28 protein-coding genes and 5 pseudogenes are annotated in these 26,919 nt (G+C 68.4%); 23 read left to right on the top strand and 10 right to left on the bottom strand.

Going from position 1 to position 26,919, the window contains the following annotated elements; all coding sequences use genetic code 11:
- Positions 1-2: 2 nt before the first annotated feature.
- Positions 3-860 (bottom strand): mycothiol conjugate amidase Mca, encoded by an 858-nt coding sequence (gene mca, locus ACH4UM_RS02425; protein ID WP_398173580.1) that lies wholly within the window; start codon positions 858-860, stop codon positions 3-5.
- Between the two features lie 224 nt (positions 861-1,084).
- Here mca and ACH4UM_RS02420 point away from each other — a divergent pair, with 224 nt between their 5' ends.
- Positions 1,085-1,483, top strand: coding sequence for a DUF4307 domain-containing protein (locus ACH4UM_RS02420; protein WP_398172649.1), 399 nt, complete (start codon positions 1,085-1,087; stop codon positions 1,481-1,483).
- Between the two features lie 176 nt (positions 1,484-1,659).
- Positions 1,660-2,160, top strand: a complete 501-nt coding sequence (greA, locus tag ACH4UM_RS02415) for a transcription elongation factor GreA (RefSeq protein ID WP_398172647.1) — start codon at positions 1,660-1,662, stop codon at positions 2,158-2,160.
- Positions 2,161-2,247: 87 nt separating this feature from the next.
- On the opposite strand, the pseudogene ACH4UM_RS02410 reads toward greA, so the two are convergent.
- A pseudogene (locus tag ACH4UM_RS02410) lies at positions 2,248-2,400 on the bottom strand (ABC transporter permease); the annotation flags it as partial.
- A gap of 3 nt (positions 2,401-2,403) precedes the next feature.
- Entirely contained in the window at positions 2,404-3,633 is a 1,230-nt protein-coding gene (gene ilvA / locus ACH4UM_RS02405) for a threonine ammonia-lyase (protein ID WP_398172645.1), read from the bottom strand.
- Between the two features lie 161 nt (positions 3,634-3,794).
- Here ilvA and ACH4UM_RS02400 point away from each other — a divergent pair, with 161 nt between their 5' ends.
- From ACH4UM_RS02400 to ACH4UM_RS02390, 3 genes are all read left to right on the top strand, one after another.
- The gene (locus tag ACH4UM_RS02400; RefSeq protein WP_398173578.1) at positions 3,795-4,301 is read left to right on the top strand and encodes a MarR family winged helix-turn-helix transcriptional regulator; all 507 of its coding nucleotides are present in this window, start codon (positions 3,795-3,797) and stop codon (positions 4,299-4,301) included.
- 178 nt (positions 4,302-4,479) lie between these two features.
- Entirely contained in the window at positions 4,480-5,073 is a 594-nt protein-coding gene (locus tag ACH4UM_RS02395; RefSeq protein WP_398172643.1) for a sigma factor-like helix-turn-helix DNA-binding protein, read from the top strand.
- Positions 5,070-5,318 (top strand): hypothetical protein, encoded by a 249-nt coding sequence (locus ACH4UM_RS02390; RefSeq protein WP_398172641.1) that lies wholly within the window; start codon positions 5,070-5,072, stop codon positions 5,316-5,318. Before ACH4UM_RS02395 ends, ACH4UM_RS02390 begins: the two co-directional genes overlap by 4 nt.
- 64 nt (positions 5,319-5,382) lie before the next feature.
- Here the strand turns inward: ACH4UM_RS02390 and ACH4UM_RS02385 are convergent, their stop codons facing one another.
- Positions 5,383-6,537 carry a cystathionine gamma-synthase gene (locus ACH4UM_RS02385; RefSeq protein WP_398172639.1) on the bottom strand — a complete coding sequence of 385 codons (1,155 nt, stop codon included), beginning with the start codon at positions 6,535-6,537 and terminating at the stop codon, positions 5,383-5,385.
- Positions 6,538-6,850: 313 nt separating this feature from the next.
- Here ACH4UM_RS02385 and ACH4UM_RS02380 point away from each other — a divergent pair, with 313 nt between their 5' ends.
- Together ACH4UM_RS02380 and ACH4UM_RS02375 are read left to right on the top strand one after the other, a co-directional pair.
- On the top strand, positions 6,851-7,969 hold the full coding sequence (locus tag ACH4UM_RS02380) for a hypothetical protein (RefSeq protein ID WP_398172637.1): 1,119 nt from the start codon (positions 6,851-6,853) through the stop codon (positions 7,967-7,969).
- 88 nt (positions 7,970-8,057) lie between these two features.
- Positions 8,058-8,267 (top strand): annotated as a pseudogene (locus tag ACH4UM_RS02375) (peptide-methionine (S)-S-oxide reductase); the annotation flags it as partial.
- A 109-nt stretch (positions 8,268-8,376) separates the two neighbouring features.
- Here the strand turns inward: ACH4UM_RS02375 and msrA are convergent.
- A complete protein-coding gene (gene msrA, locus ACH4UM_RS02370; protein ID WP_398172635.1) occupies positions 8,377-8,889 on the bottom strand; it encodes a peptide-methionine (S)-S-oxide reductase MsrA in 513 nt (170 codons plus the stop codon).
- Positions 8,890-9,212: 323 nt separating this feature from the next.
- Between msrA and ACH4UM_RS02365 the strand changes: the two genes are divergently transcribed.
- Positions 9,213-9,806, top strand: coding sequence for a DUF4291 domain-containing protein (locus ACH4UM_RS02365; RefSeq protein WP_398172633.1), 594 nt, complete (start codon positions 9,213-9,215; stop codon positions 9,804-9,806).
- Positions 9,807-10,355: 549 nt separating this feature from the next.
- On the opposite strand, the gene ACH4UM_RS02360 is transcribed toward ACH4UM_RS02365, so the two are convergent.
- A complete protein-coding gene (locus tag ACH4UM_RS02360; protein WP_398172631.1) occupies positions 10,356-10,715 on the bottom strand; it encodes a PLAT/LH2 domain-containing protein in 360 nt (119 codons plus the stop codon).
- Positions 10,716-11,448: 733 nt separating this feature from the next.
- On the opposite strand from ACH4UM_RS02360, the gene ACH4UM_RS02355 reads away from it, so the two are divergent.
- Entirely contained in the window at positions 11,449-13,194 is a 1,746-nt protein-coding gene (locus ACH4UM_RS02355) for a S8 family peptidase (RefSeq protein ID WP_398172629.1), read from the top strand.
- 1,183 nt (positions 13,195-14,377) lie between these two features.
- Here ACH4UM_RS02355 and ACH4UM_RS02350 read toward each other — a convergent pair.
- On the bottom strand, positions 14,378-15,022 hold the full coding sequence (locus ACH4UM_RS02350; RefSeq protein ID WP_398172627.1) for a CBS domain-containing protein: 645 nt from the start codon (positions 15,020-15,022) through the stop codon (positions 14,378-14,380).
- A gap of 326 nt (positions 15,023-15,348) precedes the next feature.
- Here ACH4UM_RS02350 and ACH4UM_RS02345 point away from each other — a divergent pair, with 326 nt between their 5' ends.
- From ACH4UM_RS02345 to ACH4UM_RS02305, 9 genes and pseudogenes are all read left to right on the top strand, one after another.
- Positions 15,349-15,837 (top strand): hypothetical protein, encoded by a 489-nt coding sequence (locus ACH4UM_RS02345; protein ID WP_398172625.1) that lies wholly within the window; start codon positions 15,349-15,351, stop codon positions 15,835-15,837.
- A gap of 133 nt (positions 15,838-15,970) precedes the next feature.
- A pseudogene (locus ACH4UM_RS02340) lies at positions 15,971-16,165 on the top strand (hypothetical protein); the annotation flags it as partial.
- Positions 16,166-17,166: 1,001 nt separating this feature from the next.
- On the top strand, positions 17,167-17,598 hold the full coding sequence (locus ACH4UM_RS02335) for a WXG100 family type VII secretion target (protein WP_398172623.1): 432 nt from the start codon (positions 17,167-17,169) through the stop codon (positions 17,596-17,598).
- 62 nt (positions 17,599-17,660) lie between these two features.
- Positions 17,661-17,978 carry a WXG100 family type VII secretion target gene (locus ACH4UM_RS02330; RefSeq protein ID WP_398172621.1) on the top strand — a complete coding sequence of 106 codons (318 nt, stop codon included), beginning with the start codon at positions 17,661-17,663 and terminating at the stop codon, positions 17,976-17,978.
- Positions 17,978-19,735 (top strand): RNase A-like domain-containing protein, encoded by a 1,758-nt coding sequence (locus tag ACH4UM_RS02325; protein ID WP_398172619.1) that lies wholly within the window; start codon positions 17,978-17,980, stop codon positions 19,733-19,735. The genes ACH4UM_RS02330 and ACH4UM_RS02325 overlap by 1 nt, the downstream gene beginning before the upstream one ends.
- 81 nt (positions 19,736-19,816) lie before the next feature.
- On the top strand, positions 19,817-20,377 hold the full coding sequence (locus tag ACH4UM_RS02320) for a hypothetical protein (protein WP_398172617.1): 561 nt from the start codon (positions 19,817-19,819) through the stop codon (positions 20,375-20,377).
- Between the two features lie 54 nt (positions 20,378-20,431).
- Complete coding sequence (locus ACH4UM_RS02315) at positions 20,432-20,791, top strand: RNase A-like domain-containing protein (RefSeq protein ID WP_398172615.1); 360 nt, start codon at positions 20,432-20,434, stop codon at positions 20,789-20,791.
- A 25-nt stretch (positions 20,792-20,816) separates the two neighbouring features.
- Positions 20,817-21,491, top strand: coding sequence for a contact-dependent growth inhibition system immunity protein (locus tag ACH4UM_RS02310; RefSeq protein WP_398172613.1), 675 nt, complete (start codon positions 20,817-20,819; stop codon positions 21,489-21,491).
- Between the two features lie 176 nt (positions 21,492-21,667).
- Positions 21,668-21,823, top strand: a pseudogene (locus ACH4UM_RS02305) (DUF4291 family protein); the annotation flags it as partial.
- A 92-nt stretch (positions 21,824-21,915) separates the two neighbouring features.
- Here ACH4UM_RS02305 and ACH4UM_RS02300 read toward each other — a convergent pair.
- On the bottom strand, positions 21,916-22,395 hold the full coding sequence (locus ACH4UM_RS02300) for a hypothetical protein (protein ID WP_398172611.1): 480 nt from the start codon (positions 22,393-22,395) through the stop codon (positions 21,916-21,918).
- Between the two features lie 91 nt (positions 22,396-22,486).
- Between ACH4UM_RS02300 and ACH4UM_RS02295 the strand changes: the two genes are divergently transcribed.
- The 5 genes and pseudogenes from ACH4UM_RS02295 (at position 22,487) to ACH4UM_RS02275 (ending at position 25,391) form a co-directional block, all read left to right on the top strand.
- Complete coding sequence (locus ACH4UM_RS02295; RefSeq protein ID WP_398172609.1) at positions 22,487-22,906, top strand: MerR family transcriptional regulator; 420 nt, start codon at positions 22,487-22,489, stop codon at positions 22,904-22,906.
- 48 nt (positions 22,907-22,954) lie between these two features.
- Positions 22,955-23,306: pseudogene (locus tag ACH4UM_RS02290) on the top strand (DUF4291 family protein); the annotation flags it as partial.
- Positions 23,307-23,521: 215 nt separating this feature from the next.
- Positions 23,522-23,710 (top strand): hypothetical protein, encoded by a 189-nt coding sequence (locus ACH4UM_RS02285; protein WP_398172607.1) that lies wholly within the window; start codon positions 23,522-23,524, stop codon positions 23,708-23,710.
- Entirely contained in the window at positions 23,707-24,417 is a 711-nt protein-coding gene (locus ACH4UM_RS02280; protein ID WP_398172605.1) for a cytochrome b N-terminal domain-containing protein, read from the top strand. Before ACH4UM_RS02285 ends, ACH4UM_RS02280 begins: the two co-directional genes overlap by 4 nt.
- Positions 24,414-25,391 (top strand): hypothetical protein, encoded by a 978-nt coding sequence (locus ACH4UM_RS02275; protein WP_398172603.1) that lies wholly within the window; start codon positions 24,414-24,416, stop codon positions 25,389-25,391. Before ACH4UM_RS02280 ends, ACH4UM_RS02275 begins: the two co-directional genes overlap by 4 nt.
- A gap of 47 nt (positions 25,392-25,438) precedes the next feature.
- Here the strand turns inward: ACH4UM_RS02275 and ACH4UM_RS02270 are convergent, their stop codons facing one another.
- Positions 25,439-25,918, bottom strand: coding sequence for a hypothetical protein (locus tag ACH4UM_RS02270; protein ID WP_398172601.1), 480 nt, complete (start codon positions 25,916-25,918; stop codon positions 25,439-25,441).
- A 164-nt stretch (positions 25,919-26,082) separates the two neighbouring features.
- Complete coding sequence (locus tag ACH4UM_RS02265; RefSeq protein ID WP_398172599.1) at positions 26,083-26,904, bottom strand: hypothetical protein; 822 nt, start codon at positions 26,902-26,904, stop codon at positions 26,083-26,085.
- Positions 26,905-26,919 lie beyond the last annotated feature (15 nt).

The following is a 26,919-nucleotide window of genomic DNA, read 5'->3' as shown; positions in this document are numbered from 1 at the left end:
CCTCAGTGCTGCGGGACGCCCGCAAAGAGGTCGTCCTCGGGGAGCGAGGTGTCCACGAGGGACTTCGCGAGCTCGTACTCCTCCGTGGGCCAGACCTCCCTCTGGACCTCCATCGGCACGCGGAACCACCCACCGTCGGGGTCGATCTGCGTGGCATGGGCGATCAGGGCCTTGTCGCGGATCTCGAAGAAGTCGGCGCAGGGGATGTGCGTGGTGAGGGTGCGGTCCCGGTGGCCGGAGTCGTCCCAGCGCTTGAGCCACTCGCCGTAGGGGGACTCCAGGCCGCGGTCCAGCAGGGCCTTGTGCAGCGCCTCGGTGCGGGGGCGGTTGAAGCCCTGGTTGTAGTACAGCTTCAGCGGCTGGTACGCCGCGCCGTACTCCTCCTCCGGGTACTTCTCGGTGTCCGCCGCGCCCTCGAAGGCCACCATCGAGATCTTGTGGGTCATGATGTGGTCGGGGTGCGGGTAGCCGCCGTTCTCGTCGTAGGTGGTGATCACCTGGGGACGGAAGGAGCGGATCCTGCGCACCAGCTCGCCGGCCGCCTTGTCGACGTCCTCCAGGGCGAAGCAGCCGTCGGGCAGCGGCGGCAGCGGGTCGCCCTCGGGCAGGCCGGAGTCGACGAAGCCGAGCCACTCCTGCTTGACGCCGAGGATCTCCCGGGCCTCGTCCATCTCCCTCTTGCGTACCTCGTGGATGTGCTCCTCGATGTACTTGTCGCCCTGCAGCTTGGGGTTGAGGATGGAGCCGCGCTCTCCGCCCGTGCAGGTCACCACCAGCACGTCCACCCCCTCGGACACGTACTTGGCCATGGTGGCCGCGCCCTTGCTCGACTCGTCGTCGGGGTGCGCGTGCACGGCCATCAGTCGCATCTGGTCAGTCAAGGCTCAATCCTCAAGGTCAAGTCGGTGCCCGGTGTCAGCGGGCATTCAACAGGTGCCGTCCCGCGGGGACGTCGTTCCGGGGCGGCGCTCGTGCGGCGGGCGGGGGCTTCTATAGTGACCGAATCGGGGGGCGAATAATTCCGGAGCACGGCTCCCGGAGCCCCTCGCGGGACGCCTGTCCCGCCCCTGCCGAGAGGACGATCATGAGTACGGCGAGCACCCGGCTGCCCGAGGGCCGCTACGGCCGCTCCCCGGACGGGCGTGCCGACCACAAGCTCAAGATCGCGGGTGCCGTCCTGGGTGCGGCCCTGCTCGCCCTCGTCGGCTACTTCGCCTACCACTACGTCGGCCAGAACGAGATCAGCGCGCAGGTCATCACGTTCCAGGCCTCGGACGACGCGGTGCAGGTCCATCTGGAGGTCCGCAAGGACGCCGGCGCCCACGGCTACTGCACGCTGCGCTCGCAGGCCGCGAACGGCGACGAGGTGGGCCGGGCGGACTTCCGCTTCGACCAGCACGCCACGCGGATCGACAAGGTGCTCACGCTGCGTACGACGTCCCGGGGCACCACGGCGGAGCTGCTGGGCTGCCACGCCGGCTGACGGCCTGGTGTCATCCGGAATACGTAGGCGCTGACCTGCGTTGACATGATTCTGATGGCTTATGTCCTCCCCCTTCCGCCCCTGAATTGTTAGGCTCGTGGTTTCGCCCATCCAAGAGGGAACATTCTTCTGGGTAGGGCGATGCTTTGTATTCCCAGTACCGACGAGGAGCACCTGTGACCCAGACCAGCGAGAACGTCACCTGGCTGACCCAGGAGGCGTACAACAAGCTCAAGGACGAGCTTGAGTACCTTACTGGTCCTGCGCGCACCGAGATCGCCGCCAAGATCGCGGCCGCGCGCGAGGAGGGCGACCTGCGCGAGAACGGCGGGTACCACGCGGCCAAGGAGGAGCAGGGCAAGCAGGAGCTCCGTGTGCGCCAGCTGACCCAGCTCCTCGAGAGCGCCCAGGTCGGCGAGGCGCCGGCCTCCGCGGACGGCACGGTGGCGCCGGGCATGGTCGTGACGATCGCCTTCGACGGTGACGAGGACGACACGCTGACCTTCCTGCTGGCCTCGCGCGAGTACGCGAGCACCGACATCGAGACCTACTCGCCGCAGTCCCCACTGGGCTCGGGCGTGATCGGGCACAAGGTCGGCGAGGACGCGGACTACGAACTGCCGAACGGGAAGACGGCCTCGGTGAAGATCCTCAAGGCGGAGCCGTACGTGGGCTGAGGCCCCGTACCCACGCCCCTTCGACAAGAGCCCCCGGCGCCCATCGGACGCCGGGGGCTTCGTCATTGGCCCTGGTCAGCCGGCCGGCTGGGCAGCTGCATGCCGCGGGTTCCACTCCGCGATGTGGCGCAGCCACGGCGTCGTGTTGCCCGAGTCCACGAACGCGTGGGAGACGAAGGCCACCGGGAACAGCCGGATCAGCCCGCCCGAGGTGGCCGCCTCCGGGGTGCGCACCGACAGGGCTCAGTCCATGACCGTGTAACCGGCCTCGCGCAGGGCCTGGCCGACCTCGACGCAGTGTGCGGGCCCCTTCGTCTCCAGGTGCAGCTCCACCTCCGCCTCGGTGAGCCCGAGCCGCGGGTCGGTCCGTACGTGGCTCACATCGAGGACGTTGGCATCGACCGCCGACAACACCCCGAGCAGTGTGGCGAGCGCGCCCGGCCGGTCCGTCAGCCGCAGCCGAACGGCCAGGTAGCGGCCCTGCGCGGCCATGCCGTGCCGCAGGACGCGCTGCAGCAGCACCGGGTCGACGTTGCCGCCGGAAAGCACCGCCACGACCGGGCCCTCCACCTCGTCCGGTGCGCCCATCAGCGCGGCGACCGGGCTCGCCCCGGCCGGCTCGACGACCAGCTTGGCCCGCTCCAGGCACAGCAGCAGCGCGGCGGACAGCTGGTCCTCGCTGACCGTGCGCACCTCGTCCACCAGGTCCTTGATGATCGCGAACGGCACGTCGCCCGGCCGCCCCACCTTGATGCCGTCGGCCATCGTCGCCGGGTTCTCGATCGCCACCGGGTGCCCGGCCGCCAGCGACGGCGGGTACGCCGCCGAGCCCTCCGCCTGCACACCGACGATCCGCACGTCCGGCCGCAGCGCCTTCACCGCGACCGCGATACCGGCCGCGAGCCCGCCGCCGCCGATGCCGACGACGATCGTGCGCACCTCCGGGCACTGCTCCAGGATCTCCAGGCCCACCGTGCCCTGCCCCGCGATGATGTCGGGGTGGTCGAAGGGGTGGATGAACACCGCGCCGGTCCCGGCCGCGTACTCCTGGGCGGCGGCCAGCGTCTCGTCGACCACCTGGCCGTACAGGCGCACGTCCGCGCCGTAGTCCCGGGTGGCGCTGATCTTCGGCAGCGGGGCGCCCTTCGGCATGAACACCGTGGAGTGCACCCCGAGCAGCGACGACGCCAGCGCCACGCCCTGCGCGTGGTTTCCCGCGCTCGCCGCCACCACGCCGGCGGCACGCTCCTCGGGCAGCAGTCCGGCGATCCGCACATAGGCGCCGCGCAGCTTGAACGATCCCGTCCGCTGGAGGTTCTCGCACTTCAGGTGCACCGGCGCGCCCACCAGCTGGGACAGGTGCCTGCTGCCCTCCATCGCGGTCACCCGCGCGACTCCCGAGAGCATCTTCTGGGCACCGCGCACGTCGTCGAGGGTGACGGAGCGCAGGGAGCCGGCCGTGCTGTAGCTCATGACACAAGTCTCGCAGTTCACGGGCGCGAGAGGCCGGTGTGACCAACCTCCGAGACCGGTTTGTGCAGCGCCGGTACGACCTGCCCCCCGGCCGCGTACCCTGTCCCCCAACCCAGCAGCCCTTCAGAAGTGAGCCCCCGGCCATGCCCACAACACCTGAAATGTCGATGGACATGACGACAGTCGGTGACACCGGTCTTCTCGACACCCTCCAGCACGAGGTGGCGGTGTTCGCCCGCCGTGCCGAACAGACCCGGCTCGGCGGCGTCGGGCAGGTGCGCAACTCCATGGACCGCGCCGCGTACCTGCTGCTCAACCGCCTCGACAAGGAGGGCCCGATGGGCGTCAAGGCGCTCGCCGCGAGCATGGGTATCGACTCCTCCACCGTCACCCGGCAGGTGGCCCCGCTCGTCGACACCGGGCTCGTCAAGCGCACCTCGCACCCCGAGGACGGCCGCGCCGTGGTGCTGCAGCTGTCCCCGCGTGGGCTGTCGCGGCTTGAGGAGGTGCGCTCTTCCCGGCGGCAGCTCATGGCCGAGCTGACCCAGGACTGGGCGCCGGAGGAGCGCGAGACCTTCTGCTCGCTCCTGACCCGTTTCAACCTAGCGCTCTCCGCCCGCCAGGCCTCACAGGGCCTGCCGACGCCGGAGTCGTCTTCGGCATCGTGATGCCCTGAGCGTCCGCCGGCGCGGGTGGCGCCGGCGGACGGCGCGCCGGGCGCACGGCTCTTGACCGGTGGGCCGTGCCTGCCCTCATATGAGACCGGGTCCCTCGTCGTACGCGGTTCTGCGGGCCGTACACGGACGGGGTACCGGTTGCTCACGATCGCCCCCAGGGGGAGGCGCGGTGCGAGAACGGCAGGCGTCCCAAGACGCTCGCCGGGCCCGGGAGTTCGAGGCGTTCGTCGCGGGCGCGGCCGGGCGGCTGCTGCATGCCGCCACCCTGCTCACCGCGGAGGCCCCGGACGACAACCCGCGCGCGCAGCGCCTTCTGACCCTCGCCCTCGCGCACACGTACGTGTGCTGGCACCGGCTGCGCGGCGAGGACCCGTACGACCGCGCCCGCCAGCACCTGGCCACCCGCTACGCCCGCGAGGCGTGGCACCAGCACGGTGCATGGCACCAGCACGGCGGGCCGGGCCGGACACGCCCGCGGCCCGGACCGCGCGGCACGCTGGCCGGCCTCACCCCCCAGGAACGCCTGATCCTCGTCCTCAGGTTGTACGAGGGGGTCGCCGAGGAACAGACGGCCGCGCTGCTCGGCCTGCCCGCGGAACGCGTCCGCGTGATCTGCGACCGAGCGGTCACCGTCCTCACCCGCCCGCCCCAGGGCACCGCCCCGGCGGTGAGTGGCCCGAAGGGCGGCGCCGTCGTGAAGGTGAACGCGGATCGGGGCGTGGGGCGGACGGCTGCGGCGCGTGCCGGGAGGCGGGCACGGTGAACCGGACCGGGCGCGAGGCGGCCGTGCGGCGGATTCTGGAGCAGCGGCCGCCGCAGGTGCCGGCGGAGCTGTACGCCGAGGTCGTGCGCCGCGGGGGACGCATGCTGCGCCGCCGCACCGCCGCCCGCCGTGCGCTGTGGCTGCTGCTGTTCGCGGCGGCCGTGGCCTTCACGGTGTGGGCCCTGACGGTGCAGCCCTGGGTGCAGCCGCCGTCGCAGACGACTCCGCCCGTCACCGGCTGGTGAGGCCGCGGCCCCGTGCGGGACCGCGGCCTGAACCGCTCTCCGGTCGTCCGTCCTCGTCCGTCCGCTAGCCGAGGGCCTGCTGCAGGTCCTCGAGCAGGTCGTCGACGTTCTCGATGCCCACGGACAGCCGGACCAGGTCGCCGGGGACCTCCAGGGCCGAACCGGCAGCGGAGGCGTGCGTCATCCGGCCCGGGTGCTCGATCAGGGACTCGACGCCGCCGAGGGACTCGCCGAGCGTGAACACCTTGGCGCGGTTGCAGACCTCGACCGCCGCCTCCTCGCCGCCCTCGACCCGGAACGACACCATGCCGCCGAAGGCCCTCATCTGCTTGGCGGCGACCTCGTGACCGGGGTGCTCGGGCAGGCCCGGGTAGAGAACGCTCGTCACGCGCGCGTGCCGGGTCAGCATGTCGGCGACCTTCGTGGCGTTCTCGCTGTGCCGGTCCATGCGCACCGCCAGCGTCTTGGTGCCGCGCAGCACCAGCCAGGAGTCGAAGGGCCCCGCGACCGCGCCCATGGCGTTCTGGTGGTACGCCAGCTCGTCGCCCAGCCCGGCGTCGTTGACGATCAGCGCGCCGCCGACGACGTCCGAGTGGCCGCCCATGTACTTGGTCAGCGAGTGCACGACCACGTCCGCGCCGAGCCCGAGCGGCTGCTGGAGGTACGGCGTGGCGAAGGTGTTGTCGACGACGAGCTTCGCGCCCGCGTCCCGGGCGACCTGAGCGACGGCGGCGATGTCGGTGACGCCGAGCAGCGGGTTGGAGGGGGTCTCCACCCACACCACCTTGGTCTTCGGGGTGAGAGCGGCCCGTACGGCGGCCGGATCGCTGGTGTCCGCGACCGACCACTCCACGCCCCACCGGGAGACGACCTTGGCGAAGAGGCGGAACGTGCCGCCGTAGGCGTCGTTGGGGATGACGACGTGGTCGCCGGGACTCAGCAGCGTACGCAACAGGCAGTCCTCGGCCGCCAGTCCGGACGCGAACGCGAGGCCCCGGCGCCCGCCCTCCAGGGCGGCGAGGTTCTCTTCCAGGGCGGTCCTGGTCGGGTTGGCGCTGCGGCTGTACTCGTAGCCGCCGCGCAGGCCGCCCACGCCGTCCTGCTTGTAGGTCGAGACCTGGTAGATCGGCGGGACGACCGCGCCGGTGAGGGGATCGGCGGTGTTGCCCGCGTGGATCGCGAGGGTCTCGAAGTGCTGACTGATGTGCCTGTCACTCATGGGCCCGAGGGTAGTGCGCCCACGGGACTGGTGCGGGACGACGGGCCTCGTCCACTGCGGCGGCCGGAGTCGCGCACGGGCTCGCGGGCGGGGGACGGACGGGGGCACGGACGACGCCGCGCACGGAAGTACGCACGGAAGTACGCGTGGATGTGCATGGCTGTGCGCACGGAAGAACCATGGGTTGGCATGGGCGTGCGCACGGGTGTGCGCAGCGATGTGCGCAGGGGTGTGCGCGCGGCAATGGCCGGGTTTTCCACAGGCCCGTGGCACAGGTTGGCCAATTGTCGGCGCCGTCTGGTTCGCTTGAGGCATGGAGATTCTCTGGGTCCTGATGGCGCTGGTCATGCTGGGCTTCGTGCTGCTTCCGTTCCTCAGGCGCAGGCGTGGCGTCATCGAGCAGGTGCCGCCGGGCCACCCCGACGCGGCGGACCCGGCGAACTACGGATTCGTGCCGCAGGAGGACCTCGACATCCGCATGCCGGGCCCCGACCAGGACCTCCTGGACGTCCTGGACCTGGTGCAGCGCACACAGGACTACCGGGCGGCCTCCCAGCTGCTGGCCGGCACGGAGACGGAGGGCGAGCTGCGCTGGCAGCGCGTGCAGGCCTTCGCCGGCGCCGCGGCGCTGGAGCTGCAGCAGCGGCCGGGCGGGGTCAGCCAGACGCCGGGCGGCCAGTGGCTGAGGGTGTGGCGCGCCGAGGCACCCAAGGACCCGGGTGGCGCGGCGGTGCACGCCGAGTTCCTGGTGCAACAGGCGTGGCGGACCTCGACTCCGGGGACGGACGAGTTCCGGATCATCATGGAGGAGGCCGGGGAGGCGTGCGGCCAGGCCGCGCTGCTGGCCCCGGGAGACCCGGTCCCGTACATCGTCGAGCTGTCGGTGGCGCGCGGACTCGCCTACTCGCAGCCGGAGTTCGAGAAGCTCTGGCTGAAGATCCTCGACCGCGCGCCGGCCCATATGGGCGCGCATCTGGCGGCGCTGCACTACTGGTGCGAGAAGTGGCACGGCTCGCGGAAGCTGGCGATGGAGTTCGCACAGGCCGCGGCGGCCCGAGCGCCCCAGGGCTCGCTGCTGGCGGCCATGCCCCTGTTCGCGGTCTTCGAGCACCTCCCCGAGGTGAACCTGGTCAGCGGCTTCTACCAGAGCGAGGTCGTGACCAGGGCGATCCACGGCGCGCTCTTCGCGGTGCACTCGGCCCGCCCCGGCGATCCCATGCTGGCGCACGTCCGCCACCTGCTGGTCTTCTTCCTGGTCCGCTCCGAGCGCTGGGCGGAGGCCATGAACCAGCTCATACACGTCGACGGCCATGTGGGCGCCCTGCCCTGGACCCTGTCCCAGGATCCGGCGGCGGAGTTCGCCGTCTACCGCGCCCTGGCGGTGGCCGGCTACGAGGCGAACGGCGGCAGCCCGGCGACCCTGCCCGGCTGACGGAGCCCGGCGGCCCCACCGGGGCGCGGTCCGGAATTCACCGGCAGTCCCACACGTTGAGGAATGCGGAGCCCCGATTGGAGACCGCATGTTCCTGCACAGCCGTACGCCCCAGCTGCCGACCCCCGAGCAGGCTCTGCGCGGCCGCCCGGAGCCGGCCTTCTCGGTCCCCGGACGCCACACGGTCCTCGGCAATCCGCTGCTCGGCCCCTACCCCGGGGACCTGGAGACCGCCGACTTCGGCCTCGGCTGCTTCTGGGGCGCGGAGCGCAAGTTCTGGCAGCTGCCGGCGGGCGTGTGAACCACGCTGGTCGGCTACCAGGGCGGCTACACCGAGAACCCCACGTAGAGTGCCACGACACGACCCGCGGCCGAGCGGCCTCCACCTTCTCCCGGCCACCTCGTGGTCAGCCATCCGCACGGGTGGGCAGCCGCCATCCCCGGCGCGGGAAGTGGCAGGTGTAACCGTCCGGATAACGCTGCAGGTAGTCCTGGTGCTCGGGCTCGGCCTCCCAGAAGGGGCCGACCGGCTCCACTTCGGTGACGACCTTGCCGGGCCACAGTCCGGAGGCGTCCACATCCGCGATCGTGTCCTCGGCGATCCGCTTCTGCTCGTCGTCCACGTAGTAGATCGCCGAGCGGTAACTGAGGCCGATGTCATTGCCCTGGCGGTTCTTGGTGCTCGGGTCGTGGATCTGGAAGAAGAACTCCAGGAGCGCACGGAAGTCGGTCTTCGCGGGGTCGAAAAGGATCTCAATGGCCTCCGCGTGCGTGCCATGGTTGCGGTACGTCGCGTTGGGCACGTCACCCCCCGTGTATCCGACCCGGGTCGCCGTCACGCCCGGGAGTCGGCGGATCAGCTCCTCCATCCCCCAGAAGCATCCGCCTGCCAGCACTGCCCTCTGCGTCTGCGCAGTCATTACGGCCCCTCCAATTTCTGTCAGCTCCGCGGCATCCCTGCCCACTGTCCCCAACGCGCGAGGCATCCAGGCGATTCCGAGCCCGCCCGACCCGCCCTGCGGTCGACGACCACCGGCCACCGCGAGGAGCGCACCCGTACCAGGCGGACTCGGGGACCTCTTCCCCCGGCAGGTATCGCTCCGGAAGCCACGAACGGGTAGGCCGTAGGTGCCGAAGAGCCGTGGCACCGGCCATCCGTAAGGTGCTGCGACCGGAGCTCTCGCGGCGAACGGCAGTCGAAAATCAGTGGCCGCCTGAACCGGTCGACCCCACGCTGTACGCCATGGAAGAACCGCAACGCAGGATCCGTGCGGCCCACTCGGAATCCACGATCACCGTCTACCAGGCGTACTCCCCGGATATCGGCCTGCCCGCTGTCCGCGACGGCCGATTCCCCGCCGTGTGGAAGCGGGACAGGATGACGTGGATCAAGCCGTCGTTCCTGTGGATGATGTACCGCTGCGGCTGGGGTGCAAAGGCAGGGCAGGAGACCGTTCTCGCTGTCGAGATCACCCGCGACGGCTTCGAGTGGGCGCTGCGCCACTCCTGCCTGTCGAGCTACGCCCGCGAGGTCCACCCCGACCGCGCCACCTGGCAGCGTCAGTTGAAGCGCGCGCCCACCCGCGTGCAGTGGGACCCGGAGCGGGACCTGCACCTGCAACCCCTGCCGTACCGGTCGCTGCAACTCGGCCTCTCCGGTGAGGCCGCAGGACGCTACGCGGACGAGTGGACGGTCGCCATCCGCGACGTGACCCCACTCGCCCAGGAGATCCAGGTCCTCGTCAGTGGTGGGGACCTGGACTCCGCCGCCGGGCTGCTGCCCCGGGAACGCCCCTATCCCATCGGAGACGATCTTCTTGCCCACCTGTGCGGATGACGGGCTGCGGCTGCTCCACCTCGCCGGCTCCGGCCCACGGGTCACATGGCAGCACAGACTCTCCGGGACAGGGGTCAAGCAGGACCCCGTCCGAGACGAACTGGGGGGGGCATCCTGCCCCACGGGCGTCGCACCGGCGCCGGATGCTGAATAGCGGCAGGGCATGACCATCTGAGCCCCTTTCCTTGAACAAGGAAAGGGGCTCAATGCTGTGGCCCTCGCAACAGTGAGCCAGTTCGTCTGGGCCTGCTTCGACTATGTCCGAGTTACAACCTTCTCTACGGAGTTTTTCAAGGCGGCTCGCTCCGCTCACCGCGCGCGGCCCAGCCTCCGGCCGGGGCGGCCGACTCCGCGATTGTAGCCAGCCACTTTGGCGCGAGCCTCGAAAATCACGGCCCCAGCGTCGTGCTTCACCGGGCAGGTTCACAGACTGCCCGACGCGCCGGAGCTTACGGGGCCGTGATCACTCGCGCCAAAGCAGCTCCAGGCCAAGAAACGCTCCGCCCACCTTGAACGCCGGTTCGGCGCAGTAGCCGCTACGACTCGACGTCAGGAGAGATCGAGATAGCGGTCGATTCGCTCGTCGTCCTCGTCAGTGGCGAGCCACCTGGAACAAGGGAATGACCATTCCTTGTCGGAGTCTTCGTCACGGATGCTGATTCGATCCAGGAACCATCCTGGCCTAGATCCGGAGTTATCGTGCCGGATGCGAACCCGGTAAAGATCTCCTAGGTCTTTCAGAGTGTGTGTGAACATGTCTGCGCCGTTGCGCTCGAAGTCGTCCCTTCCGCTGTCGAGTTGCAGTTCGTCGCTACTGCCGTTGCTGCCGTAGATCGTGATGTAGACGTTTGCGTCTGTACCGGCGCCGTCTACGTCCCCAGTGTGGACGGTGATCCTGTAATCGGGCATGCCACCCCCTGATGACGATTGCGGCAGTGTCCTGCAATTGCTCACCTGATCGCAATCTGTCGCTGGGCCGCTGTGGGTTGCGCCGTCGCGGAGAGGGAGCGGCCCGCGCTACTACTGACGCTTCTCGTCCTGTTGACTGCTATCGATTTAGCAGTAGACCAGGTACGCGGAAAGATATCGCTAGAGCCGGACGAGGAGCGGTCTCGACTCTGTGGCCGACCGCTCTCGGTGCGCCAAGGACCCAGCGCGCATACCAGAAACGCACCAGGCTAAACCACGAGCAAGCCGAAGGCTGCTCGAACGATCTCTATCTGCAGCCTTCTGAAAGTTACTCGGCGTCGAGACCGCCGAGGTCTCGTGACTGGCTATCCTCGTCGTCCTCACTGGGAACTTCACTAACGCTCGCACCAAGACGCGTCGGATGCAAATTCCACCACGTGAGCAAATGCGAACCGTGCATCACACCCCATGTGACACTCACATGAGGGGAAGATACGCGACAGCATGAACGAAGGTTCTTCACTCGTGTCGCAGAACCCTCATTCGCCTGCGCGGGACCTTCAGCCTTGCGGGGTATGCCGTAATGCAGGATACTTCCGCCGCACGCTATACACCCCTGCAGGAACCTCGCTAGCAACAAGCAAAACGGCTTCCACCTGGCCTATATTCCAAGATCGCCGCCAAGGTATTACACCTTGGAAGAGGACATTAACTTTGATTGAGGGGAGCGCAGATGATCCACAAGAAAAGGTACATCGCGACACTTGCAATCGGTATCACCTCATTATTATTGATAGCACCACTTTCGATGCACGGTTCCCCGAAGGACGGCGCCCTCGATCCTTCCATCCCACCACGCAAAGCATCGGCGAGCACTTGGAAGCAATTGGCTGATATCTCTCACCGCTCCGAACCGCAGGTTAGATTTGGCGCACTCTTGAGCCCCGCTAACAAAAGTCAGCGGCCGGTCGAAGTGATCGTCGGCCTGAAGTCACCCGGTTCCCGCCGAGGAGTCTGGAAGGGTAGGATCCTTATATCCCCAACCGAGCGAGATGCCGTGGAATCAGAACTGGCGCACATGCCCGGTGTCTCGGTGCTAGAACGGGATGAACTGCCGGCCGTTCAGATTACTCTTTATTCGCCCGCCACGTTCGAGAGGCTGCGTCGCCAGCCTTGGGTCGACTATGTGGAACCTGCCTACGCCAGCGCTGAACTCTCCTCGATCGGATGCACTGCTCCACCACCTATCTCCAATTCAACCCTAGACTCTTCGGGTGACATTCTGCCCTGGAACTTTCCTTATCACCGTATCCCAGAAGCATGGCGGCGAATCGCCAGTGGCCCGCATGGCGGTCCGGGTCAAAATGTAACAATCGGCGTGGTGGACACGGGGATTCTCCAGGGCAATACGCAACTCACAATGCCACAGTTCGCGGCGGGGCAGAGTTCCGGACGCCAGGTAATTAATATTGCAACGCCGACAATCTTCAACCCATACACAACCTGCGACCACGGCAATCGAGTCTCGGCACTCATAGGCGCCCCCCGGGATGGCATCAATATGGAAGGCATCGCCTGGAAGTCAAACCTAATTAATGTAGCTTCTCATACGACGGTGGTGGTTGGTCACGATGAAGCCCTTTCCGTCGTCGACGGAATACGTATGGCCCATACCCTTGGCGCCCAAATAATCACTATGGCCTTCGGGAACCACGTTGTTCTGGGAAATCTGTACTTGGTCGGCGACACCATCCGCTACGAGTACTACCGCACTGACCTGCGACCGGTGCTGTTTGTAGGCGCAGCGGGAACCACTGTGTGCCCCTTCGGCGCCACAGCATATCCTGGGTATCTCGACGAGGTCATACAGGTTGCCGGCGCGTCTGAGCAGCACACTCCCGTCTATGGGGAATCCTGCTACGGCGAGTCTGTTGATATAGCCGCCGTTGTGGGGCTGGGCGGCATTGAGACGGCGGGGGCAGGACCCGACCAATACCTGGGACTGGGAAGTAGTTCAGGGGCGACGGCAACAATTGCTGGCATTCTGGCGCTCATCTGGTCGGAGCATCCGACGTGGAGTCGAGACAAGGTCCGTGACCGCTTGTACGCTTCCGCGCAAGGATACCGCGACCCTGAGATGGGATGGGGCGTGCCAGACGCCTTCAGGGCTGTCGGGGGCCTAGCCAGCCTTTCAATCAATGGCCCGAAATTCCTTGATGAGCTGAGTCAGCCATATATGCTATCGGCAAACACAGGATTTGCGGAAGGCCCCTTCTCCTATCTTTGGAGCACTGGAGAAACCACACCCACGATCCACGGCATTGGGCCTGCCAAGAAATTAACTCCCGTGACCCGCACCCTCCGTGTCACAGACACCCGAGACGGCACGACTCTTGCCTCGACGTTCACCCTGAGGCCCGAGCCGACCGGTCGTCCATGCGCAAGGGAGGAATCGGATGCCAGAATCTGCGATCACTAGTCCCCTACGGGCGCCCGTTCCGACTCAACTCATGAAGAACGAGACGGGCCTGGGTGAAGTAGTGAAGCGCCTTACGACCGCGTTCGGAGTGCGTCCTTGCGGCGGATGTGCAGGTCGGGCCGAGGCTCTGAACCGGAGAGTGATGTTGTATCCATCCACTCTAAGAGGTGAAGGCCCGCCGCCGCCAAAATCCGGGTGTTGGTTCGCGGGAACGAATTGCTACGGTTTCATCCAGACACTCAAATTCTGCTGCAACGACGGTACGGAGTATACGGAGCGGTACGGCTGGTGTATTGGGGTCTGATTCGCCCCGCCGTGCCGGTTTCCGGTCCCACGCAGCAGCGGCACCCGAGAGGGGTGGGGTTGACGGCGCGCCTCTCTCTACGCGGTACGGCGGGCGGTGGTTAAGGATGTCACTCACCGCGGGCGGGATCTTGGGGGCGGTGGTGATGGCGCGGCCGTTGATCTCGATGTGGATGTCCGCCGGCAGCTCTTGCCACTTGGGCCGTGGTGCCCCGGAGTAGGCACTGACGTCGTTGTCCGGGTAGACGGCTACGGCGTCCCAACCCAAGCGGGTGCACAGTGCCCGGCAGTCCTCTTCCTGACGCGCGACGCCGAGGCCAGTACCGCCCGGTCCTGGCTGATCCGGCAGTAGATCGCCGCTCGCCTCGCGCCCCTCGCGCCCGTGGAGTTCGTCATGGGTCACATAGGTACACCCTCGTAGGGACGGGGTGTCCTGCCCGATCGGTGTCGCGAAGTTCACCGAAGAGTGAGTGACTCGCTTCCGGGAGATCAGGCGGTACGGCTTGATCTCCCGGATCTGCCGGCGGACATCCATCGACGCCCGGGCGCCTACGGCCTGGACGGCTCCTTTGGTCTTACGCGGCCTACCTCAACGGCTACCACGAGGGCAGCGGACGAACGGCGCTCGCGGGCTTCCGCGAGTGGCCCGCCGGCAAGCCGGGCCATGGCACCAACCTCATCTGGGAAGCACTCGCCCTCCGCCTCGTGCTGCCGTGGGTCAAAGCATCACGATTCCGGTCACTGGCCGCAGACCAAGACGCTGCCGCGGTGACCGGGCTCTTCAACCTGCTTGGGCAATTCCGTGAGTCCCGGACGTCGAGCGATCAAGCAGGCGCGTACAACCGACCCGCATCGCTCCGGCGCGCGAAGTCACCAACGACTAGTCCGCCCGGACGGCCGCAAGGTGGGCGTCCACGGCAACGACACCGTCGACGCCCTGGCACAGGCCCACGGCCACCGGGACGAGACGCGGTTCAGGGACGTGCCCCCGCAGGGTAACGGCGCCGTCCCGGACCTCGACCGCGACGGTGCCCTTTTCCAGACCGAGGATGCGCCCCAGGACGTCCCGCTCGACCTCGCTGCGGATCTCGAAGTCGGAGCGGATGAAGGCGTCCAGCAGGTCGCTGCGGCTGACGATGCCGGTCAGGAGCCCATGGTCGCCGACCACCGGCAGCTGCTTGACGTGCAGCCTGCGGAGTTCCCGCGCGGCCCGGGGGATCGTCCAGTCCGCACGGGCCGTGAAGACGGGGCTGCTCATGAGCGCGCCCGCGGTCCGGGCCCGGGCCTTGCCCCATGCGTGCTCGTCATTCCCGTCCTGCCCCTGCGCATCGGGCATGCCGGTCTCGTGCCTCAGCACGTCGGACGCGGACACGACGCCGATGGGGGCGCCCTCGTCGTCGACAACCGGGGCCGCGGCGATGTCGTTCGCGTCCAGCAGGGCGGCGATCTCGTGGAACGGTGTGTCGGGGCGGAGGGTGATGACCTCCTCGGTCATCACGTCACTGACCGTGCGGCGGCGCAGCATGGCATTGGCCTCCTCCACTTCGCGACGGGGCGGAGCCCCGGCTTCCCCGGCCGCTCGTCCACGCCCGTCTCCCTACCCATGACAACACCGCACCGCTCCGGCGACCAGTGACGTTCGGCCTGGCGGGGAGGGCCGGCTGTCCCACGGCGGCGTCCGGCGAGCCGCTCGCCGCACGGCCGGCTCGCTTCGCCGAGGGCTGAGCCGCCGACGGTGCGGGCCAGAACACCCATCCTGGTCTTCACCGATCCAACAGAATGGCCTTCACCCGGCCTATGTGGTCTATACGTCCATGCCGACGCTGCCGTGAGCACACCGTGGGAGGATCTGTGCTGGAGGGGAGGACGGGCCTGCCCGTCTGCGCACCGGGGCGTTTCGACGAAGGTCGGTCTTTCGCCGCGCTCGTGGCACGCAAAGGCGCTGACTGGCATGACACCGTCATGGACACAATCCAGGGGCATCCCGTGCTCCGGCAGGTCGACCGCACGGAGCTGCGAGACAGCATCCTGGAGGTCTCACCCCCCAAAGCCCTGGATCTGGCCGGGCTGATTTCGGCCGGATCTCTTTTGTACGGCCCTCTGGAATCCCTTCGCACACCGGATGCGGAACGCGACGCCTGTCTGCGGGACGTCCTGAACGCCGTGGGCAATGACGCACGTTTCTTCACCAATCACGGGCACGCGGAAAACGGTGACGAGGCCGACTTCCTGGCCTCGTCCTTTCACGCCAATGCCCTTGCCGGGACCACCATCGACATCTGTCTCATCGGGGTGTCGGATGAGAACGTCCTGGTGCTCTGGCGCTTCGAGGACGACTAGCCAATAGCTGCCCCTACGGCTTCACCGTCCACGCCACCTTCCCGATCCACCTGTAGAGACGACCCGTAGAAGCTGACCACCGTGCCCCTGAGGCCCCCTCGAACACGACCGCCACTACGGCGAACTCGACCAGGTGATCCGCGCCTACACCGGGCAGCCCGCCGACGACACCCCCGACAAGCCCAGCCAGGCCCTCACCGCCTACCTGCGACAGACCTGGCACACCCGCCCCTGGGCACTCGCCATCGCCGAACGACAGCTCCGCGACTACGCCGACCACCCACCGGGAAGGCTCCGCCTGCGCCTCGGCGAGCCCGACTGCGCCCTCGCGACGACCGCCTCGTGGCATCGCAGCACAAGGGACCGCCACCCGGGTGGTGCCTGAGCGACGCCAGTTCAGCGACAGGCGCTAACACGGGTCGGCCGCTCATCTCTGTGACCCCCTCGTATCGAACGCGTACACCCGTACGGGATCGAGGTGGAGCTCGTGCGGGCCCATGCAGTCGGCAGCGAGGGTGGCGACGAGGACGCCGCATCCACAGGCCATGTTGCGGCCCCCGGTGCCGAGCGGGCCGCAACAGCCCCAGTGCGGGCCGTCCTGTTCCAGCGGCCTCAGAGCCGGTACGTCTTGGGAATGCACGACGACCGTGTCCCTCGGGCCGGCCGGGCTCCAGTCGGTCAGCTCGGGCGGCATGAGCAGTTGGCGCGGATGGTGCGGCCGAGGTTCGTCGGTCGGCGGTGTGAACGGTGCGCCCCAGGGTTCGGGATCAATGGCATAGTGCCCTCGCGGCACGGCGGAGGGGGGCCAGACGTGTCTCCTTGTCCCGGTCCCTGTCACGGCCCGAGACCTCCGGCACGAAGGGCAGTTCCACCAAGTCCGGGGTGAGTTCGACTCCGCACTTCGCACAGAAGAAGACCGTCATACATGCCGTTGTAGCTGCCGGGCGCTTGCCGGCGCGTCCTCGTTCACGGTGGGGCAGCGCCGACTCGGGCAAGTTCATCGTGATCTGCACCGCCCCAGATCGCCGGAAGCCGACGTGAGGGCTTCGTAGGGGCGCTGGGCGACGCGTGCCCGTCGGACTCTGAGCGGCTCGCCGGGACGGCCGTGTCCTGCCCGATCGGTGTCGCGAGGACAGAAGGCTGAGGCCCTTCAGCCGGCCTTCCGCCGGCCTTCAGCCGGCCTTCCGCCGGCCTTCCGCCGGCCTTCCGCCGGCCTTCCGCCCCCAGTGTGTCGTCTGCTCTGTTGCTCCCGCACCCGTACCGGTGTTGTTTCCGTAAGATCCTCAAGTCTGTTGTGACTCAAGATGCCGACGGGATGGGGGACATGGCGTGGGAGCACCTGACAACGGCGCAGGCAAGACAGGCGGCCCCGATCTGCATGTGTCGTCGAAGGGCCTGACGAAGCTCGCCGGTGACCTCGGCGACATGCAGGACCACCTCGACAAGCAGGTCAAGCGCATGGACGCGATCGTCGACCGCATCGAAGCCGGCTGGCGCGGCCCGGCGGCCACGGCGTACCGCGAGTTCCACCGGGCGGCCACCGAGGACGCCGTACGCATCCGTGAAGTGATGAAGCTGCTGGAGGCGGCCGTACGGCTGAGCCGCGACGGCTTCAGCGAACACGACCTGGACGTACTCGAACAGATGCAGCGCATCCAGGTGGACATCGACAGCGAAGTCGACAAGCTCTCCACACCCGGCCCGGAGACCGGGACGAGCGGTGCCCCGTCACCACCGCGCAGCAGCCTCGACTCCTTCTGACCTGAGCAGCCCCACACCAAGTACTCGCTCTGCACGCCCAGTTGCCGACACCAAGGGGGATCATGTCGACCGGGCCCGCCGCCGACGACGGTCACATAACCGTCTCCTTCTCCACCCTCCACGAACTCGCCACCGAACTGGAGGACATCCTCAAGCAGCTCAACGACAGGCTGGAGCACCTCTACGAGCGTGTCCAGCCCGTCGTCCTGACCTGGAAGGGCGAGGCCCGCGAGGTCTTCGTCCAGAAACTCGACGACTGGGACCGCTCCGCACAGGACCTGCAGACAGCCCAGAAGTGGCTCCACGCCTACGTCACCACCGGCCACGCCAACTACGCGGCAGCACACAAAGCGGTCCTCCGTGGTTGGGGAGCCGCCTGATGACAGACCGTCCCAGCGATGCCGAACGCCAGAAGGAACGGGACCAGCTGAAGACGGCGGCACCCGACGCCGGTGGCGGGTTCGACGTACGGCCGCCACACCTGTACTACTCGTCGGCGGTGGTGCGCGACGGACAGTTCGACTACGACAAGGGCGCGACCAAACTGGTCGGCGCGCTGAACGAGTACAGCCAGTCGGCGGGTACCGGGCACGGCCCGGACGCCTTCGCCAAGGCCTACATGCAGATCGCCGAGAAGTTTCTCAAGGTCTGGGCGGCCAGCGTGGTGAGCGCCGGCGGCGTCGCGGTCGGCTTGACCATGACCGCCAACAACTACCAGGCGGCGGACTGGTCCTCGCGCGGCATGTACGGACCGCCGCCCCGCCGCACTCCTCCCGTCGTCATCGACAAAGAGCCCGACTACGGGAAGATCAACGACATCAAGTGGTCCGGGACCGGCCAGGACGCCGACTCGTGGGCGATCTCCGGGGCGCTCGGCGAGATCCCGGACTTCCTGGCCGACGTCATCCGGCCGGCCATCGAGTACGGGCTGAACCTCGGCAAGACCCATGAGATCACCCCGGGCGCCAACGAGGACGACCTCAAGGGAATGGCCACCGCATGGCGGGAGGCCGGGAGCACCGCTCTGAAGGCAGGGGACGGTTTCACCTCCGCCATCGGCTACATCACCGATCCGCACGGCAACAACGAGTGGCAGAGCGCGATGAAGTCGTTCTGCCAGTCGATCTGGGGCACCACCGCCTGGGGCCGCAGCCGGAACGCGCAGGGGCAGGTCGCGCAGCAGGGCGCCCGTAGCTGGAAGACCTCGGGGAACGTGCCGCCCGCACAACGCCGGCCCATCCTGGAGGTGTTGCACCATGCGGCCGACACCCTCCAGAGGACCTGCGACGACCTGGCTCAGGTCGCGCACACCTGCCGGGAGACGACCACCAACCTCGCCAAGCAGGCGGCCCAGGGGATGGTGGAGGACCTGACGACCGGGCTCGACCCACTGGAAATACTCGAGCTCGCAGGCAGCGCCATGTTCGGCAAGCTGGTGATGACCTTCCGCAAGCACATGGACCGGGCGGCCGCGGACAGGGCCGTCGAGATCTACCAGCAGAAGTTCAGCGAGGCCGCCACCACGCTTCTCGCGCTGGAATGGGAGCTGGACGAGGCGCTCAGAAGCGCGCCCACGTTCATCGCGGAGGAGGCCAGGGCCGAGGCCTTCGGCGGCCGCTCGCTGAACGAGTTCAAGAAGGAGCACAAGCTGCTGAACGGGGAGAACCCGTTCCCCTACAAATACACGATCGACCTGGTGATGGCCGAGGACCTCGGCGGCGGCCACACCATCGACAAGCACGTCGGAAAGACCGACGCCCAGTTGCTCCAGCGCCTGCGCGATCAGGCCAACGGCTCCGGCGTGCCCACGATCCCGGCGGCCTCCAGCTTCACGGACCTGGACTCCGCCCAGAAGTACACCCAGTACTGCATCCGTCAGAACAGCGGCGGCATCGACGCGTGGCTGGCGACCGGTCCGCCACCGCAGCCACCCAGCAAGCTCTTCGAGGTCAGTACGGTGAACCCGGCCGCGAACGTGGCACCGGGCGTGGCCACCAGGCCGGTGACCGGGCGTACCTCAGTCGTGGTCGGCGGGCACCCGACCCCGGTGACCGACGCGTACGGCGTGCAGACCCGCCTCAAGTACGACGGCAGCCTGAACCCGCCCTTCGTGGTGGTCACCTCGATGCCGAAGTAGCCGACGCAGAAATAGGCTGGAGTCCCCGTGACACCCGTGACACCCCCGACGCCGACCGATCCGCCCTCCCCGGAAGAGCCGATGACAGCGCCAGACGCCACAGCCTGGGCGGACGCCCTGACCATGTACGAGCGGCGGTACACGATCGTCGTCGTGGGGCCGCGCAGGCACGAGGACTGGTCCCTGGACGCGCTCGCGCTGCTGCGCAAGGAGGTCTCGGATCCGCGCTCCTGGCGGTCCCTGGAGTTCTACGAGGAAGGCGACGAGGAGTGGCGGGCGGACTGGCTGGCCCCCTTCGCGCCTCAGGGACCCGACTGGCCGTCCCGGTTGCGACGCATTCCGCGCGCCTCGGCAGGCCGCCTGCTCGTCGCACTGTCGACGAACTGGCTGGACGTCACCTCTGAGCCCGACTTCGAGTCCAGGCGCCCCGAACTAGAGGCGAAGGCAGGTGTGCTCCTGTCCCGCTTCCCCGAGCCGACCACCGAGTTCTTCGCCAACACCGGGTACGAGGCGGGCGACGACCCCGACTTCTACCTGCCCCTCACCGGTTGCACCCCCTTCAGCGAGCACGATTGGGACATGGGCCTGATCGCCGTGTCCGACACGGAGCTCGGCATCTTCTGGTCCTTCGACGCCACGTGAGGGCACGGTCCCTCCATTCGACGCCTTCCCTTCGATGCGATCCGAACGGATTCCATGAACACCACCGGTAACACCGACGAGGGCACCGCCTTCGGGCCCGAACCCCCGGCCCTGACACTCACCCGGAGCGCCACCTATCCCGACCGCGAGACGGCCCAGTGGGCCACCCAGCAGGTCGTCACCGCCAACGAGCAGGCCATCCACCGCTGGCTGGCCCGGTCCACGCGCCCCCGCCTGACCATCGAGGCATCCTGGCCGTCCCGGCCCGAGCCGGCCGGACGCGTCCTTCTGCAGGCGATGATGCTGGCCGGACGGGAACCCGTCGACGTCCGGGCGGCCCGCGTGATCCTCAAGCGGGACGCCTCCCGCTCCCACGGCTTCACCGTCCACGCCACCTTCCCGATCCACCTGTAGAGACGACCCGTAGAGGCTGACCACCGTGCCCCTGAGCCCCCTCGAACACGACCGCCACTACGGCGAACTCGACCAGGTGATCCGCGCCTACACCGGGCAGCCCGCCGACGACACCCCCGACAAGCCCAGCCAGGCCCTGGCCGCCTACCTGCGACAGACCTGGCACAGCCGCCCCTGGGCACTCGCCATCGCCGAACGACAGCTCCGCGACTACGCCGACCACCCACCGGGAAGGCTCCGCCTGCGCCTCGGCGAGTTCTACACGATCCCCGACGTCGGCCTGCCCGAGAACGACATCCAGCAGTGGCTGCACTGCCTCGCCGACCACATCAAGCACAGCATCGAGAAGGGCGAGGTCCCACCCCCGGGCACCCCCGCCACCCACTGGGAGTGGCACGCCCGCTTCCCCGAGCTGGGCCAGTTCCTCGGCGGCTGGTTCTCCCAGGACATGCCGGACGAGTTCAACGACCACCACACGGCCGTCGAGGACTACCGAACCTCCACCGACCCCCACCTCGTCGCCCGCCTCGCCGGCGAACTGCACGAACTCCTCGCCCTCGACCTCGACGAGCCCGACTACGCCCTCGCGGTCGCCGAACTGGGCATGGAGGTCGACCCACCGGCACCGTACTCACCCAGCGCCTGGCTCGCACTCGTCGCCGACCGGCTCACCGGCCCCCAGGCCCAGTACGGGCCCTGAGCAGAAACCGACGCGGCAGGAACCGACGAGCCGACGTGACACGGTGTCGCCCCCCGGTTTCTCGCGCCGCGACCGGTGTGTCCTGCCCGATCGGGGTGGCTCCCGCCGGGGGCTGATCACAGAGCGGCTGGTCCCGCCTCCGGGCGAGGAACCCACTCGACCCCACCCTCTACACCATGGAAGAACCACAGCGCGCTGTCCGCGCACTCCACACGGCACCCACGATCACCGTCTACCAGGCGTAGTCCCCCGAGATCGGCATGCCCGCGGTTCACCAGGGTCGCTTTCCCGCTGCGAGGAAACGAGACCGGACGACCTGGGCCATCAAGCCGCGTCGGCACCCTCTTTCCGCGGCTGCACGCCGGCGGGAACGGGAAGGCGGACACGCCCACCGGTGAGCGGCACGGGTGGGCGTGCTCGCACGTCACCGGCTTGCTGTGCCGAGCAGGCGTCCATCGGTCGGGCCTGCGTCGTTGCCTACGGGGTCTGCGTTTCGGCCCCATCTCCACGGCACAAGCTGGAGGACGCCGAACGCCACCTCGACGCCAAGGAACACCCACAGGAGCCGCGACACACCGTGTACCAGTGCGTACGCCTGCCACGTCGCGAACAGGGCACGCGCGATGCCGTCGAACAGCCCGTGCTCCGGCAGCGGCCTGACGATGCGCAGAACGGCCCAGACGACTACCACCGAGCCCATCAGATTGGCGAACAGGATCTGCCACGGGTCGAGTTCGGGCAGATCGCCGAGCCCGAGTGCGTTGCCGCACGACGACAGCGCGTCGTGTATCAGGGCGTAGGTCCATGGAGTTGCGAATCCGGCTGTGACGGCCAGGTCGTACCAAGCGCTCGCGCGTACGACCCGAAGGTAGGCGGGATGCGCGGGAGTGCGAAGACGTCTCACGGTGAGGCTCCTGCTGGTCTCGTGGCAGCGACGCCTCACGCTAAACAGTGGAGTACGCTCCAAGGTCAAGCCCGGCATCCGACGGAGGGGCATGCGCATCGGTGAGCTTGCCGCGCAGGCAGGCATGACCAGAGACACGATCCGCTTCTACGAGAAGGTCGGGCTTGTCGCAGGTCGGCGTCTGCACAACGGGTATCGCGACTTCCCGCCCGAGACGGTGGCCTGGCTGCAATACATCCGCACTGCGCAGGCACTCGGATTCTCCCTGGCGGAGATCGCACGGACCGGCGAGAAACTGCGCGAAGCGCCGGACACCGCGGAAGCGCTGTCCACGCTCTTCGAGGAGAAGATTCAGGTCATCGACACCCGTATCGCCGAACTGACCACGTTGCGGGCCGACCTGGCCGCGCGCGTCGGCACTGTATGTCCACTGCGGGTGGCCGACCGGCCCGCCGAAGCCGAAGTCAGAAGCGATCCCGTTCCCACCGGTGTGCGTCGGCCGACCGAATAGTCGACCGAACAGGTTTGCCGATCGCCAAGGGCTTGCACGGGAATGATCGAATGGGCGCTGCGCCACGCCTGCCAGTCGAGCCACGTACGTGGGCTGCGCCCCGATCGAAGCACCTGGCAGCGTGGACCGAGGCGCGCGCCGGCCCGTGTCCAGTGGGATCCGGAACGCGACCTGAACCTGCAGCCCCTGCCGTACCGCTCCCTGCAACTCGGGCTCTGCGACGAGGCCGCATCGCGTTATGCGGACGAGTGGACCGTGTCCATCGGTGACGTGACTCCGCTCGCCCACGAGATTCACAGGCTCGTCAAACGCGGCGATCTTGACGCCGCAGCCCGCGCGCTTCCCCCAGGAGCAGCAGTACCCAGCCGGTGACGAACTGCTGGGCCGCCTCCGTCCGTGACCAGCGGGCCGGACGGAACGTCCGGCGTCACCCGTGGGTCGCACGACAGCGAGGTCCTCAGCCGCCCGGAGTGCGGCCGAAGTCCCCGGGTCCCGCACTGAAGCATGTTCCTGTTAGGCCTTTCGGCCCATGGTCCGGGCGAGCCCGGATGCCCAGAGCCCGGCAAGGCGCTTCGCTTGTCATCAGCGGTACGGCGAGGGATGGGCAGACAGATCATGACAATCACGGGACTCCAGCTGCCGCGCGGGGCTGCGCTTGCCGCGCCCGTCGATCTGAACGGGACCGGGCGCTATGTGCACTGGGGCGTCATCCAGTTGTCCGTCGCGAACCTCGTGGTCATCGGCCTGATGGTGATCGTCTTCGTCGCCGCCCTGCTGCTGCCGTTCCCCGGAGGCCGCAGATGAGTGATCCGGGTGCGGGCGGCGCGGCCGTAGGGCCGTACACGGACGTGTCCGCCGCGGGCGGCTGGACCGGAGCGGTGCGTCGGCGGGCGGTCGCGTCCCTGCCCCCGGACAAACTGCTGCCGGACACCCAGCCGGCGTACATGGCCTCATGGATCTATGTCTTCGGCGTACTCACCGTGGCCTCGCTGATCGTGGTGCTCGTCACCGGTGGGCTGCTCGCGCTGAAGGGCCCCGCCTGGTGGCACGTCTCGGCCACGGGGAAGTATGTGAACGGCCTGCACCTGTGGAGCGTCGAGCTGCTCATGTTCTTCATGGTCATCCACCTGTGGGGCAAGTTCTTCATGGCCGCCTGGCGCGGCCGGCGGGCACTGACCTGGGCCACCGGCGCGGTCTGTTTCCTCACCGCGATCGGCACCGCCTTCACCGGCTACCTGGTCCAGCAGAACTTCGACTCGCAGTGGATCGCGGGCCAGGCCAAGGACGGGCTCAACTCGGTCGGTATCGGCGCGTTCTTCAACGTGCTGGACTTCGGGCAGATGCTGATGTGGCACATCGTGCTGCTTCCGTTCGTCCTCGGGCTGCTGACCGCCTGGCACATCCTGCTGGTCCGGTGTCGCGGAATCGTGCCGCCCATCGGGGCGACCGATCCCACGGGCAGCGGCACGGCGTCGCCCGCGCCGGGGGACGTGCCGGGGGACGCGCCGTGACGGGCCGGCGATCCCGCAGGTCCTCGGTACCGGACCCGGCCGCCTTCCCCACCCGGCCGTACGACCTGGTCAAGGAGTTCACGATCGCCCTGGTGGCGGTCGCGCTTCTCACCGCCGCTCTGGCCGCCGTCTTCTCCTCGCCCGACGTCAAGCCGGTGACCTTGGCCTCCTGGTCCCGGGCGGCCGGCGCGGATTTCACCGCGACAGCCGTGGCCGAGCTGGGCGGCACCAGTGGAACGGCCGGGTACGGACCCCCGTACAACCACACGCCCGACGCGGCGCAGAAGCTCGGCCCGGTGGGACTGCAGAGCGCCGCCGGGGTCCGCATCCCGGTGGACACCGCCAACGACTTCGTACTCCGCCCTCTGGCCGATGCACCGGAACCGCCTGACGTCAGGGCGGCCCTCACCACCTGGGCCGCTGCTCCGGTCTCCCGGCAGCAGGCGTGGACCAAGGCCTACTCCGACGCGCTGGCCAAGTCCCCCGGCGGCGACCCCGCCAAGGTCGCCAAGGGCGATTACGGCCCGGTGCCGGTCCTCACTGCGCGCCTTCTCGACCTGGCCAGATCGGGTGCTCTGGACGGGGAGTTGCAGGCGGGCGGCAAGTTCTACCAGACCGACTACACCCGCCCTCTGCTCTTCCTCTCCGACGGGTCCCATCTGGAGTCCATGGCCCGCGCCGAACACCTGGGCGGCGACCAGTGGGGAATGATGAACGAGACCGGGAACTACCCGGGCCAGGCGTGGCTGTGGCTCTACACGTTCTGGTACCAGATCGAACCCTTCAAGTCGTCCGGCAACGCTGACGCCCTGATCTGGGGCCTGATGGCTCTGCTCAGCCTGGGTCTGGTGCTGGTCCCCTTCATCCCCGGCGTACGGTCCATCCCGCGCTGGACGCGGGTGCACCGGTTGATCTGGCGCTCGTACTACCGTGATCAGGAAGCTGCGGTGAGGGGCCGGCAGCCGGGGAGCTGAGGCGCGACCGGGGATGCGCGCCGCCGGGCCGGACCGTCATTCGGCGGTCATTCGATCCCGAGGGGCTCCATGCCCAGGTCCTCACGCATGAGGCCGCGCATCCGGGCCATGGCCGTGCGGCGCTGCGCGATCAGGGGCGCGTCCTCGGCGGAGCCGACGGCCACCCCCCGGGCGTAGGCATCACGCAGCCGGCGCAGGCTGTGAAACGCCTCATTCCCGGCGGTCACGACCTGCTGCGGGCCCATGAGCCAGAGGCGTTCGCTCGCCGTGTACAGGCCGGTGCTGCGGAAGGCTTCCCGCACGGCCGCGTCCCGCGCCGAGTCGGACAGGTGATCCCCCAGTGCGACGGCCCGTATCTCCTCACCCGCCGCTTTGAGCGCGGAGACGAACTCCGTGTACACCTCGCGTCGCACTTCCAGCGCGTGCCGGGTCTCCTCGCGGCGCCACCGGTTGCGATCGGCGATCAAGGTGGCGGCGATGCCGATGACGGCACCGGCCAGTGTGGAAAGCAGGGGCATCCAGTCCATGCACCGCAGCCTGTCCGAACTGGCGCGGCCACACCAGTGACCTGTCGCTGCCGGGCGGTCGTGCGGCCCGGCGGACTTGTCGGGATCGGCTTCGTGTCGCAGCCCGGCAACGGCAACGACCTGGTGAGGGAATCCGGGGCCGGCCGGAGCGGTCCTGGCGGTGGTCACGGACCGCCTTCTCCCGGTACGGCGAGATCGCGCGCGGTCTCGGCACGGGTGCGTCGGTATTCCGCCGGGTCGAGGATCTCCCATGCCGCCTGGCCGATGGCCAGAACACCGCGGGCCGGCAGGGGCACGTCACCGATGCGCGGGTTCTCCGTCAGCCGGACCGGGCGCCCGAGGTCGGCGCCGTCGAGTGTGGCGTGTGAGTCGTCGACGAAGTACATCCGCTGCGGCATGAGCGTTCCGGTGTGACCGCTCGGCATCGTGCCGGACAGCTGGAGGTCCCCCATTCCCAGCGCACGGGCCAGGCGCTCGCGAGCGTGCACCAGGAGCCGAGGGCGCCAGGTGGCGAGCGGCAGCGCCGCACTGATGCCGTTGAGGAGACCGAGGAGCCGTGTCGCGTGGGCGGTGAGGGTCCAGTCCAGGGAGGGGGAGTCCATCGTCACCCGCAAGGTGGCGGGGCCCGTCCAGGTGAGCCCGATCCGGGCATGCCCGGTGTGGTCGCAGGCAGCGCCGTAGTACCTGGGGCATGCGGTGTCCAGCCGTGGCCCGTCGACGTGAATCGACCAGCTGCCGCCCGGGTCGCGGTGCCACAGCGTGCGGTAGGGGCTGAAGCAGTTCTCCGGGAAGACGCGCAGGGCGAGGACGTGACCGGAGTCGAAGGGCAGTCCGAAGACGCCCCAGCCCTTGACGTATTCGTGATGGGGCCATGACGCGCTGCCCCTCAGGGGCGGGACATCGGACAGCGCGGAGGAAAGGTCGAGCATCTCCATCACCCCGGCGAGGTCGTGGCCTGGGCCCCAGGTCAAGGGTAAGGGGGCCACGACCGGTTCCGCTCG

The organism is Streptomyces sp. NPDC020801, from assembly GCF_044334385.1.
Lineage (GTDB): Bacteria > Actinomycetota > Actinomycetes > Streptomycetales > Streptomycetaceae > Streptomyces.
Note: the sequence above shows the minus strand (reverse complement) of the source record. Positions and strands in the feature narration are given on the sequence as shown.

Excerpts from the sequence above, each read along its gene's own strand:
- mca (WP_398173580.1), bottom strand. The coding sequence starts at position 860 with ATGGCCGTGCACGCGCACCCCGACGACGAGTCGAGCAAGGGCGCGGCC.
- ACH4UM_RS02420 (WP_398172649.1), top strand. The coding sequence starts at position 1,085 with ATGAGTACGGCGAGCACCCGGCTGCCCGAGGGCCGCTACGGCCGCTCC.
- ilvA (WP_398172645.1), bottom strand. The coding sequence starts at position 3,633 with ATGAGCTACAGCACGGCCGGCTCCCTGCGCTCCGTCACCCTCGACGAC.
- ACH4UM_RS02400 (WP_398173578.1), top strand. The coding sequence starts at position 3,795 with ATGTCGATGGACATGACGACAGTCGGTGACACCGGTCTTCTCGACACC.
- ACH4UM_RS02385 (WP_398172639.1), bottom strand. The coding sequence starts at position 6,537 with ATGAGTGACAGGCACATCAGTCAGCACTTCGAGACCCTCGCGATCCAC.
- ACH4UM_RS02380 (WP_398172637.1), top strand. The coding sequence starts at position 6,851 with ATGGAGATTCTCTGGGTCCTGATGGCGCTGGTCATGCTGGGCTTCGTG.
- msrA (WP_398172635.1), bottom strand. The coding sequence starts at position 8,889 with ATGACTGCGCAGACGCAGAGGGCAGTGCTGGCAGGCGGATGCTTCTGG.
- ACH4UM_RS02365 (WP_398172633.1), top strand. The coding sequence starts at position 9,213 with ATGGAAGAACCGCAACGCAGGATCCGTGCGGCCCACTCGGAATCCACG.
- ACH4UM_RS02360 (WP_398172631.1), bottom strand. The coding sequence starts at position 10,715 with ATGCCCGATTACAGGATCACCGTCCACACTGGGGACGTAGACGGCGCC.
- ACH4UM_RS02355 (WP_398172629.1), top strand. The coding sequence starts at position 11,449 with ATGATCCACAAGAAAAGGTACATCGCGACACTTGCAATCGGTATCACC.
- ACH4UM_RS02350 (WP_398172627.1), bottom strand. The coding sequence starts at position 15,022 with ATGCTGCGCCGCCGCACGGTCAGTGACGTGATGACCGAGGAGGTCATC.
- ACH4UM_RS02330 (WP_398172621.1), top strand. The coding sequence starts at position 17,661 with ATGTCGACCGGGCCCGCCGCCGACGACGGTCACATAACCGTCTCCTTC.
- ACH4UM_RS02325 (WP_398172619.1), top strand. The coding sequence starts at position 17,978 with ATGACAGACCGTCCCAGCGATGCCGAACGCCAGAAGGAACGGGACCAG.
- ACH4UM_RS02320 (WP_398172617.1), top strand. The coding sequence starts at position 19,817 with ATGACAGCGCCAGACGCCACAGCCTGGGCGGACGCCCTGACCATGTAC.
- ACH4UM_RS02315 (WP_398172615.1), top strand. The coding sequence starts at position 20,432 with ATGAACACCACCGGTAACACCGACGAGGGCACCGCCTTCGGGCCCGAA.
- ACH4UM_RS02295 (WP_398172609.1), top strand. The coding sequence starts at position 22,487 with ATGCGCATCGGTGAGCTTGCCGCGCAGGCAGGCATGACCAGAGACACG.
- ACH4UM_RS02285 (WP_398172607.1), top strand. The coding sequence starts at position 23,522 with ATGACAATCACGGGACTCCAGCTGCCGCGCGGGGCTGCGCTTGCCGCG.
- ACH4UM_RS02280 (WP_398172605.1), top strand. The coding sequence starts at position 23,707 with ATGAGTGATCCGGGTGCGGGCGGCGCGGCCGTAGGGCCGTACACGGAC.
- ACH4UM_RS02270 (WP_398172601.1), bottom strand. The coding sequence starts at position 25,918 with ATGGACTGGATGCCCCTGCTTTCCACACTGGCCGGTGCCGTCATCGGC.